The organism is Vibrio sp. 10N.222.52.C3, from assembly GCF_041474195.1.
Taxonomy (GTDB): domain Bacteria; phylum Pseudomonadota; class Gammaproteobacteria; order Enterobacterales; family Vibrionaceae; genus Vibrio; species Vibrio crassostreae_C.
Genome location: NZ_JBFRTQ010000042.1, coordinates 1 through 11,185, shown reverse-complemented (window position 1 = coordinate 11,185; position 11,185 = coordinate 1). Strand labels below are relative to the sequence as shown.

Genomic DNA, 11,185 nt, shown 5'->3' with positions numbered 1-11,185 from the left:
CGCCATTTTTATATAATTTAAAATCTAGTGAGTAAGCTAAAAGCTTAAACCCACTGGCCTGCTGCAAAGCCAGAGCTCCAGCACCATTGGAAGTTATATCCTCCTAACCAACCTGTTACGTCCATTACTTCACCGATGAAGTAGAGGCCAGAAACCGTCTTACATTCCATGGTTTTTGAAGATAGATGATTGGTGTCCACACCGCCTAGAGTCACTTCCGCTGTATTCCTAACACAGTACAAAAGTTGTCAAAATACAATTTATCAATTCTGCATTTTATCCTTCAAATTTAACTTGCAGCGCTGTAAGTTCTCAATAAAGCGCACTGATGTAAAAACCAAATTAGCAATTCAACAATGGTTATACCCACGTTTTTGAACCACATTCGGGAGATGTCATGAGCTTTGCTAAGAACCCGATAACATCAAATAACAACGCATAACTATTCAACTAGTGTATTACATTGGTTGGACTGAATTAGCCAAGCGTTTTTCACGCCCTAACGGTGTAGTGTAAAAACGCTGTTCAATACCGTAGAGCAAATATTTCAGCTCATCGTCTGAGTTGATTTCAAACTTACTGTTTTCTTTATCGAACGTTAGCTTTTGCTCACAGTAACTATGAATATACGAGTACATTTGATCTCGTTCTTCCACTGGTAATGCCGCCAGTGTATCCATTGCCAATGCGATACGTTTACGATTAGGCTTCGATACTTTAGACGTATCATAGCCATCAGAAAGTTCGATAAAGTCCTCTTCTAAAAATTTTTCAACCTCTTCTTTTGTGGCTTCTTTGTAGAGCTCATCAATACCTTTAAAAATACTAGATATTGTCGCTAGGCTCTTAAATATTAACTTATCCTGCGCTTTGTAGTAGACAGCATCAGCCACTTGATTAACTACCAAACGCTTTTCAGTACTTTCAAGCTCCGCAGCTTCGCCGAATGCAATCATCTTTTTGGTGACAAAAAGGGAAGGCGTTATTTTTTGAACAATAAAAATTATCGCCTTGAACCGCATAAAGCTGAGCAATGTCTTTGAACTTAGCTTTTGGAAGATCGTCATAATCTTTTGAATCAAAATCGGCTATAAGAATATCAAGACAGTATGGCTGCTGACTAAAGTTATCGATTTTAAACCACGAATCCTCGTCTAGGTTGTGATCAGGGGCATATGTCGACGGACATTAAAGATCGAAACTTTTCTCCCGTGTAGGGGTTAACACTACGTAGCGCTAGATAGAAAAAGTGAAAATAGAGTTTGAAACTATATTAACGTAGCCACCTTCTGAACAACAGAATTGTGACAATAAAGTTTGAAACTTTTAGAGCGAGTAATAAGACGCCTTCTCTCTAGATACTTAATTATGAGTCAACCACAGCCACAAAATCTGATCACTCGAATTACGATACGACAGAATCCCTTGGTGATCATACAACTGTCCAAATCCATCTAATGAAGGATTTGGATAGTTGTAAGTCATTGATTTTGCATAATTAGCATTTAAAGGATTACTTCAGACATTGCAAAACTTCTAATTGAGTGGCTAAATTCACTATGCCACCACATTGAAAGATCTAACTCATTTATTGAACTCAATTGTCTTCGAACCAATAGCATTAATAAAAACACCCAAAATAATCAAACTTCCCCCTACGAGAGTCCATAAAGAGCACGGCAAGATCATTATAAATTGAACTATTGAGGAAAGTAGCGATCAGATCAGGGCATGTATTAACTATGAGCGCTACTTTTTAGAATCACTTCAATGCCATCACTGACCCTCGTATCGAACGACGCAAAAAACACCAACTTCTTGACATTCTTCTTCTGGCTATTAGTGCCGTGCTTTCTGGGGCTGAAGGCTGGGAAGATATTGAAGACTTTGGGCATCTAAAGCTTGATTGGTTAAAAAAGTATGGCGACTTCAGCGCTGGCATACCTCGACATGACACGATCGCTCGAGTCATCTGTCGCTTAAAACCCGATGAAATAGAAAATGCATTCCAATCTTGGATATCATCACTGGTTAAAGTCACTGGAGCAGATATCATCGCTATAAATGGCAAGACTGCACGACGCTCTTTTACCACGAAAGATAGGAAAACGGCTCTTCATACCGTTAGCGCTTGGAGTTGCCAGCACCAATTAGTGCTTGGACAAACTGCTGTTGATAGTAAAACGAATGAAATTACGGCCATACCGGAATTACTGGCAATGCTAGATATTGAAAATAGCATTGTCACGCTTGATGCTATGGGCTGTCAGAAAGAAATTGCAAAACAAATCATTAAGCAAAAAGCAGATTAAATCCTTGCCCTCAAAGGCAATCACTCCGGAATGCAAGGAGAGTTAGAGGCGTGGTGGCACAAGTGTGAACGAGAAGGGTTAAGCGATAAAAATAGTGATAGGCATATTGAAGTAGGCTCTGGACATGGCCGAATCGAGAGGAGAGATTGCCAACAATTATTGATTGATAATAGCTGGTTAGATAAGAAGTTTCGGTGGTCTGGCTTAAATAGTATTATCAAAGTAACCGCACATGTTTATGATAAGTCGGCAGGAACAGAGACAGCAGAAACTCGCTGGTATATAAGCTCATTAAACCTAAATGCAGAGCAAGCACTCAATGCGGTGCGCAGCCATTGGCAAGTTGAAAGCATGCATTGGATGCTAGATATGACCTTTAGAGAGGACGAATCGCGGATCCGAAAGCAACAAGGTCCACTTGTATTTAATGTGATGCGTAAAATCGCCATGGCACTGTTCAAACAAGACACGACTAAGTCAGCTAGTATGGCAAGGAAAAAGAAAATGGCAGGGCTAGATGATGATTATCGCTCAGCCCTTCTGGAGTCAGGGATTAAAATGCGCTAGCCGTGCGGCCTGAATTACCTATCACTCCAATAGGCTTTACATTTGGATCATGCGCAAACAATGTTCTAAGTAGGGTACTGTGTATTGACTCATCGTGAGGCACTTGCTTTCGCAGTAGCTTCGCTTTCATACACTTCCCAACCCACAACCTTACGGCTAAAAATGTCTTCTATCATATAAAGATAAAAGAATTGGCCTATCACGTTGGCCAACAACGCCCTTGCGATTCGGACTATCTTCCCCTCAATCAGGGTGATTTAGGCTTCTTTCAACCTAAGGGGTTTGCCAGTTTCGCTGGAAAACCAAAAAAAGGAGAACTCTAGGTTCTCCTTTTCAACGTCTTCACCCCTAGTATATTTTTAAAGGCTACTCCGTCACTTGCACATTCGATCCTGGTTCTGCACAAGGTGAACCCAGAGTCCACATCAAACGGTAGATGAAGAAACTTACCCCCATTGCAACGGCTGGAAGTAAAAATAAGAACATCTTGATCCCAAGCATCGTGCCGTCTGCTTGCACTTCTAAAGACGCCTCATAGCCAACGAGACTTAAGCCAACACCTGCGATAAAACCCGCAAGCGCTTGCCCTAGTTTCCTCATAAATGAATAGCTTGAGTAGATAATACCCTCTTGACGCTGGCCGGAGAGCTCATAGTTATGATCTATACAGTCGGCCACGTTTGCCCAGATAAGTATATTCGGCAACATCAAGCATGGCGTGCCCAACACGTAAAAGAAAAGCGTTCCATATACACCCGTTGGAAGGAAGAATGCTAAAGTAGCTATAATTGAAGTACCACCAAAGCCTATTAGCATTAACTTCTTAGTCCCAAAGCGGCCGCACAATTTACCTGCGCTTGGAGCAATCATAATCGTCGCCGCCACCTGCATAATGGCCGAGAAGCTAATAATCCAAAGAGTATTATCTAAATTAACCGATAGGTAGTAATACAGCATGCTTCCCTGACAGAACATCGCTGTCAACATCAACGTCGAAACAAGACTTACACAAATAAAAGGTTTATTTTTAGCCAGCGTTTTTATTGTGTCTTTAAAGCTTACTTTCGCCGTTTCAGGACTTGGTTCATGCTTTATGTGCTCAGCTGTTGTTCGATAAGAAATAAGGTAACCAATAAAAGCAACTACGCCTAAACCAGAGATACTATATAAATACGCCTTAGCCAGATCATCAGAGTAAACAGATAGCATCATCGGTACGATGATGTTGCAACTTACCATCCCAATCGTGCCCCCCATCGCGCGAGCACCCGACAATGACGCTCGCTCTTCGGGATCTTTGGTCATAACTGTTGCAAGGGAACCATAAGGTATATTGATAAACGTATAAGCCATGCCATACACAATGTAAGTGACATACGCCCATACCAATTTTTGTGTATCACTCAAACCCTCTGGCACCCAAAAAACTAGAATAGCCGCCACAATTACAGGCCAGCTCCCCTTAAGAAGAAAAGGCCTGAACTTCTCCCCCTTTGATGTACTAAACAGCCTGTCACAGAGCGTCCCCATAATGGGATCATTTATAGCATCCCACAAACGGGCCACTAGGAACAATGTTCCCGCGGCAGCGGCCGATATACCCAATACATCGGTGTAATAGGCGAGTAGAAACATGGAGGCCATGCCAAAAGAGAGTGAGTTCGCTACATCACCCATGGCATAACCCAATCTATTGCTCATCGTAAGTGTTTTCATATTTAACCTAATAGTCTCACGCTAGAAAAGGACATTCACGATCTCTATTCGCCGTGATTAGTCATGTCGGAATAAAAAAATGGCCGGCGTTAGTGCCAGCCATCTATTAATTACTTGTGATTAAAGTCTGGAATACCAGCCCATCGAGTCTTTAGACTGTGAGCCGACATCTTAGGTTGACGATCTCTTGTAAAGGCACCTTTTTTATTACCATCCACACGGATAATGCCTTCCCACGTTTGGAAATCGGCAAAGTTCCACATCTGCTCACCAACCAACGCATCGCAGCTATCAAATGCTTGATGCTGTTGCTCCAAGTATTCAACTTGATACTCTTCTGACCACTGAACCGACGGCAGTTTGTGCACACCCGCCATAGTATCAGCACCGTACTCAGTAATAACGATCGGCTTACCTTCAGTTGCCCAACCGGCCAACTCTTTCGCAAACGCTTTACCTGCGTCTCGCATTTCTAAACCACCCATTACATACCAGCCATAGTAGCGGTTCAGGCAGACAACATCGGCATACTGATGCACCCTACACTTTCCGTACGGGGACATCATGAAGTTAATGAATGTCATCGGGCGATTTTGTGGATCATTTTGTCGCGCAAACTCAAAAATATCCTTGAAGTATGCGTCTGATGCTTCTTGAGAGGTATCTGGCTCATTAGATAAAGACCACATAACTACACACGCGTAATTCTTATCACGAGCCATCAACTCCTCGATAGCATGCTTGTGCGCCTCTTTACCTGCACCCGCCACTTCTGGCTCTTCAAAAAATGGGACCGCTTCATTTCCACCAGCACCCTGACCCGCAGCGGCAATGCCAAACGCCCCTGATGAACGCATCATATCGAACTGACCCACTGCCGCCGTCTCATTGATCACAACCAAACCACGACGGTCAGCTAACTGCATAAACTCTTCTGCATACGGGTAGTGAGAGGTTCGAATTGAATTGGCATTAATCCAATCCAGCAGTTCCATATCTCGCAAGTTCAGTGCTGCATCATATCCGCGACCATGAATCGCCGAATCCTCATGCTTACCAAAACCTTTAAAGTAGAAAGGTTCGCCATTAATAAGAAACTTGGTACCTTCTACCTTCACCGTTCGAACACCCACTTCTAGCGGATACTGGTCAATCAGAACGCCTTCATTTTTGATGGTTACTTGTAAAGTGTATAGATACCCCTTACCTGGCTTCCAAAGCGTGACGTTTTCAATGCTTACGCGACCCATCGCACCCTCTGAAGTACCTACCAGAGCGCCTTCTTCATCAGTCACAGTAACTAGCACTGTCGAGCCATTACTCAATGAGGCATTAATCTCATAATCGATGTAGCCAGTTGTGCCTTCAAAATCAGTAATCGTTGTAATGTCGGTGACACGCTCTTTCGGTAGTGAAAGTAGTTTTACCGAACGATGAAGCCCCGAGTAGTTGAAGAAATCAAAGTAAGGTTTAACCTCTCTTACACCATCTTCATAAGTGGCCACGCCACCGGCAGGAATTGTAGAAAGTGACAATTCGTTATTGACGACAACAACCAACGTATTTGCTTCACCGAACTTAACAACATCGTTAATGTTTCCAGTAAATGGCATATAACCGCCTTGGTGGCGAGTTATCTCTACGCCATTGACGTATGCGATTGCAGAATGAGTTGCTGAGCCGAAACGCACCTGAATGTCTGAGCCATCCCAGTTTTCCGGCACAAAGAACGAAGTCTGGTACCATACATCGCCACAATGGTCGCGAACTGCTTTTTCAGTAAAAATATCATTGTAGCTAGCCGGTACCGCCATCTCGATAGTATCCACCAAACCAAGATGCCAGCCTTGGGCTCTCCCTTCATTATGAGTATCCACTTTAAATTTCCAGATACCATCCAGATTAATTGCACGGCGTGTAGAGGTGTCTTTAGGATATAGAAATGCAGTCATAAGTTTATAATTCTCGTTTTGGTATATCATCAATCAGAAAACCTTAATCATCTACATACCAATCAAGCATATTCAATGATTTTGGAACACCAATATATGAATAAACGCTCAATTTATCTGTGACCCACGTCATAGCAAACTCAACCAAAACAGGAAATAACGACCCCTACAGGTCATTTCTGTGATCTATATCGCTTAGACCTCAAAACGAAAAATTGGAACACCAAAAATAAAAGGTCTCCAATGGAGACCTTTTATTACCCAACACTAACGAACATCAATCACTCATTGGCGTCTTTTTTCATTGCATCATGGAAACCCTGATCGAAGATTGGCGCCGCGCGGTCAAGGTTCTTATCATATGCCTTAGCACGCTTTGTAAGCTCTTCAACTATCTCAGGGTTATCTGCGGCAATATCGAAGCGTTCACCCGGATCTGCCATCAAATTATAGAGCTCAGGCTTGTCATAGTTCACCTTCTTAAATCCATGATTCAACACGTCAAATAGGTTAAAGTGAATCTTATAGTCTCCGTAACGATAAGCGAACATTTCACCCGCCCAGTAGTAAGGCATGTCCACACGTTCTGTTGGCTCGCCCTCTAACAAAGTTGGCGACAGATCATAACCGTCGAAGACCATATCCTTTGGAAGCTCTTGATTGGTTAAAGCTGCTAGGGTTGGCAAGATATCGAGCGTCGAACCCATACCCGTCACACGCGCCGGTTCGATTTTGCCTGGCCAGTTGAATATTGCAGGAACTCGAACACCGCCCTCATAAGTACTCTGTTTACCGTTCTGAAGGAAACCTCCCGTCCCTTGCAGCACCTCATAAACCATCCAAGGGCCATTGTCTGAAGTAAGCACAATCAATGTGTCGTCTCGAAGGCCGTTTTCCTCAAGTGTGTCAAGTATCTTACCGACACTCGCATCCATCTCAGCCATAACATCACCTAGAGGCCCCATTGGCGACTTACCCTTAAAGTCTGGATGATGAAAGTGTGGTAAGTGCGGCTTATCATAAGCTAGGTATAAGAAAAACGGATTGTCTTTGTTTTCCTCAATAAACTTCTGACCTTCAAGCGTCAAGTTATGGGTTAGATAGTCTTGGTCAGTTGGCTGCGCTACTAGTTCATCAACGTATTCTCCGTTGACCTTCTCACTTCTAATCGTCGGAATGTTCCAGTTATGCGGTTGTGGATCCAGGTATGACTCAAACACCTTCTCTTGACGTTCTTTAATCGCAGCCATATCGCCACGACTCATAGCTTCTACCGTTTCTTTCATAGACAGAGTAAAGGTCTTGTAGTTATCGTTCGACTGAGGCATACCGTACCAATAGTCGAAACCATGGCGAGTTGGGTAGGCAGCTTCTACGCCCCCTAAATGCCACTTACCAACTGCTGCTGTTGCGTAACCTTGTTGCTTCATTAACTTAGCTAATGTCAACTCATTATCCGGTATCTGAGTCGTCGGATCTTCTTCGATAACGACCGCTGATTTCTCACCATATAGACCAGTTCTAACTTGGTGGCGACCGGTTAATAGACTACCGCGGCTTGGCGAAGATACTGGGGATGTCACATAGAAACTGGTCCAACGTTGTCCGTCTAGCGCCAACTTATCTATATTGGGAGTTTCGATAGTTGGATGGCCAAACGCCCCAATCTCGTAACCCATATCATCTGCATAGAAAAAAATCACATTAGGCTTTTCACTCTTTTTGCTCGCCGACTTCTCTTGAGCGACAGCCGGATTTACAGCAAGGGCTAAACCCACAGCCAAACTTGTCAGGGACACTTTCATATTCATGTTTTTTTACCTATAGATTAATATTCATAATTTCAGAAGGTGGAAGTCCGTTTTGTAGTTGTTCAACCATATATTCCATATATGGTTTTGTATATTTGAAAAATGCTTTGTGATCTGAGCAGAAAAAGCTCATTTTCTCACCAGAATCAAGAGGTATATATCTATATCGAGGGCAATCGCCATAACACAGAGATAGGTAGTCGCAAGACCGACAATCTTGGGATAAATCTCCCTTTAAGTCAGAGAACTCGCTGTGTGCATCAGAGGACAACATTTTGATGTAATCACCCTCAAGCACGTTCCCTATTCGGTAATCATCTTCTACATAGTGATCGCAACTAAAAATGTCACCATTCTTCTCCATGACCATGGCATTCCCACAACTCTCACGGTGAAAGCAAATTTCTGCAGGCAATCCATAGTGACTAGCCAATAAACTATCGAACTGCTTAACGTATACTTTGCCAACATCCTGCTTGATCCACGCGCCGAACACATCTATCAAGAACTCACTTAACTGGCCCGTTTTTAGCGACCAATCATAGTAAGCAATGTCATTAGAATCGGTAAAAATGACCTTACTATTGTTCCCATCAAAACGGTCAACCGCTGGGATGAATTGCATATGCTCAACACCGAGGGATTTCAAATAGTCATAAACCAAAACACCTTTATCCGCACTATGCTGGGTCACTACCGTTAAGGTATTGAATTCAACTCGATGCTTTTTGAGTAACGCTAAACCTGATAGAGCTTTGTTGAGCGTTCCTTTTTGCGTTCTATTCTTGCGGTAGAAGTCGTGGATTGATTCGGGGCCGTCAATTGATATACCAATTAAGAAATTATGGTTGCTAAAGAATTCACACCACTTGTCATTGAGTAACACCCCATTGGTCTGTAGAGAGTTATAAATGAGCTTTCCTTCACCGTTGTGCTTATTCTGTAAAGCGATGATCTTCTCGAAATAAGCCAAACCCGCCAGTAATGGCTCTCCACCATGCCAGACAAACTCGACCTCTCTCCCTTGAGAGTCAATGTATGAGCGAATGTACGCTTCAAGCACTTCATCACTTAAGGTGATTTGGCGAGAGTCAGTGTCTTTCTTATTCAGGTAATAGCAGTACGTGCAGTCAATATTGCAAGTTGAACCAGTCACCTTACCCATCAAACTAAACGGTATTTTCTTCATTTTGGATAGTCACTTCTAATTTGGTATACCTAAGATAATCTTTTTCCCCGAATTATCCCCACTAAACATGGCTAAACAGTGAAGTTAATCACTATTAAATGACAAAAAATAAACGCATATCACCATTTTGGTGTGCCAACATAGACATTGGCATGGCAATGCTTAGATTGAAGGCGACATAAATACCAAAGGAGTTCATAATGAAAGGTAAAACTGTTCGTATCAATTTGATTACAACGTTAATGCTCGGTGCAATAACCGCCCCCGCATTCGCAAGCGATTTTTTCGATGATTTGAAAGCTAACGGGCAATTACGTGCAGGCGGTGGCAGCTATCAAATGCCTAGTGTTTTCTTTGACCCAAAAGCACCTGAAGTATACGACGACCTCTTCCACGAACAAGCGGCTTCCGCTCGCGTCAACTTACAATCTGGCTTATGGAAAGATATCTTTCAGCTAAACATTGGTATTGCCGGCGCGGTTCCAGTTGGTTACAGCAACTTTGGTGACAAGTATGTAAAAATCAAAAATGGCAAAGCACAAAGTTATGGTGGTTACACAGCCTACGGTACCTTTTTTCTACCTAACGACATGTCTCTCCAAGTGGGTAACCGCACCATATCTAAGAGGGAGAGTGTGCTTCTCTTCGATTACGATAATCGCCTGACCCCCGGACGCAGTACTGGCGCAACGTTCAATTGGAATCCTGATAACTTTCGTTTCAATGCAACGCACGTTGTATCTGGCGCTGAACGAACGGATGATGAGTCAATCGATTATGGCTATGTCGAAAATGGCAAGGTCACAAAGAAAAGTGGCGTAACCGCTCTAAGTGCTTTCTACGATGGCGATAATCTTCAAGTGATTTCCGGCTACGGCGTACAAGCGGACATTAAACAACGCGGTTACATTGAGTTCCTTGGTAATATCGATATTGGTCCAGGCAAATTAATGCTCGGCACTAACTACGATATAGTGAACCCTCTAGGGGTACTCAAAGCTGACATTGAAAGTTCTGGCTACGAAGCTGAGAACATCTCTATTGCCGGCATCAAGGCCCACTACGGAGTCAACGGGTACAAATTTGGTGTGAGCTACGCAGCTAACTCAGATGAAGATTGGCAGCAAGACTCTAAATTTGCTGGCATGTCTGGCGAAAAGGCCTATGCCTTCGCGGGGGGGGCTGAGCGTGGATTCGACAAAACAGATCACCGTTCGTACGCTGGAAATCGCGTTGGTCCTGGTGCGACGGCTACTGGTCAACAAACCATAAAAGTTGATGCTCAGAAGAACATGATCATCGATGATCAAATGCTTTCAATGAACCTCGTGTATGTCAACATGAATTACCCTAGAGCCTTCGATGATCACGTCATTAATGCTTATGTTGACTACAAAATCACAGAGAATCTAATGCTTAACCTTAACCTGGAATATGGTTCGGGTAGCTGGGGTAATGAGAATGTCGATGAATTAAGCTGGTTTGGAGCTGGTTTTATGGCGATGTATAGCTTCTAAACGCCAAAGTAACAAATAATGCAAGGGCGAATAGTTCGTAATGCTTGTAAGTTAAGCATTTAGCATCTTCTTGGAGGCCTTGTCGCATAGCGACAAGGCCTCTTTTTGTGCGCCGAGCATG

The 11,185-nt window shown here is 43.1% G+C and carries 5 protein-coding genes and 3 pseudogenes; 2 read left to right on the top strand and 6 right to left on the bottom strand.

Going from position 1 to position 11,185, the window contains the following annotated elements; genetic code table 11:
- Nucleotides 1-44: 44 nt before the first annotated feature.
- Together AB4517_RS08155 and AB4517_RS08150 are read right to left on the bottom strand one after the other, a co-directional pair.
- A pseudogene (locus AB4517_RS08155) lies at nucleotides 45-224 on the bottom strand (NAD(P)/FAD-dependent oxidoreductase); the annotation flags it as partial.
- Nucleotides 225-458: 234 nt separating this feature from the next.
- A pseudogene (locus AB4517_RS08150) lies at nucleotides 459-1,176 on the bottom strand (ATP F0F1 synthase synthase); the annotation flags it as partial.
- A gap of 587 nt (nucleotides 1,177-1,763) precedes the next feature.
- On the opposite strand from AB4517_RS08150, the pseudogene AB4517_RS08145 reads away from it, so the two are divergent.
- Nucleotides 1,764-2,879: pseudogene (locus AB4517_RS08145) on the top strand (ISAs1 family transposase); the annotation flags it as partial.
- A gap of 366 nt (nucleotides 2,880-3,245) precedes the next feature.
- Here AB4517_RS08145 and AB4517_RS08140 read toward each other — a convergent pair.
- From AB4517_RS08140 to AB4517_RS08125, 4 genes are all read right to left on the bottom strand, one after another.
- Entirely contained in the window at nucleotides 3,246-4,595 is a 1,350-nt protein-coding gene (locus AB4517_RS08140; protein ID WP_372148177.1) for an MFS transporter, read from the bottom strand.
- 110 nt (nucleotides 4,596-4,705) lie between these two features.
- Entirely contained in the window at nucleotides 4,706-6,547 is a 1,842-nt protein-coding gene (uidA, locus tag AB4517_RS08135; protein ID WP_372148176.1) for a beta-glucuronidase, read from the bottom strand.
- 281 nt (nucleotides 6,548-6,828) lie between these two features.
- Nucleotides 6,829-8,358 carry a sulfatase gene (locus tag AB4517_RS08130; RefSeq protein WP_372148175.1) on the bottom strand — a complete coding sequence of 510 codons (1,530 nt, stop codon included), beginning with the start codon at nucleotides 8,356-8,358 and terminating at the stop codon, nucleotides 6,829-6,831.
- A 10-nt stretch (nucleotides 8,359-8,368) separates the two neighbouring features.
- A complete protein-coding gene (locus AB4517_RS08125; RefSeq protein WP_372148174.1) occupies nucleotides 8,369-9,547 on the bottom strand; it encodes an anaerobic sulfatase maturase in 1,179 nt (392 codons plus the stop codon).
- A 200-nt stretch (nucleotides 9,548-9,747) separates the two neighbouring features.
- Here AB4517_RS08125 and AB4517_RS08120 point away from each other — a divergent pair, with 200 nt between their 5' ends.
- Complete coding sequence (locus AB4517_RS08120) at nucleotides 9,748-11,064, top strand: hypothetical protein (RefSeq protein WP_372148173.1); 1,317 nt, start codon at nucleotides 9,748-9,750, stop codon at nucleotides 11,062-11,064.
- The last annotated feature ends 121 nt before the right edge of the window (nucleotides 11,065-11,185 follow it).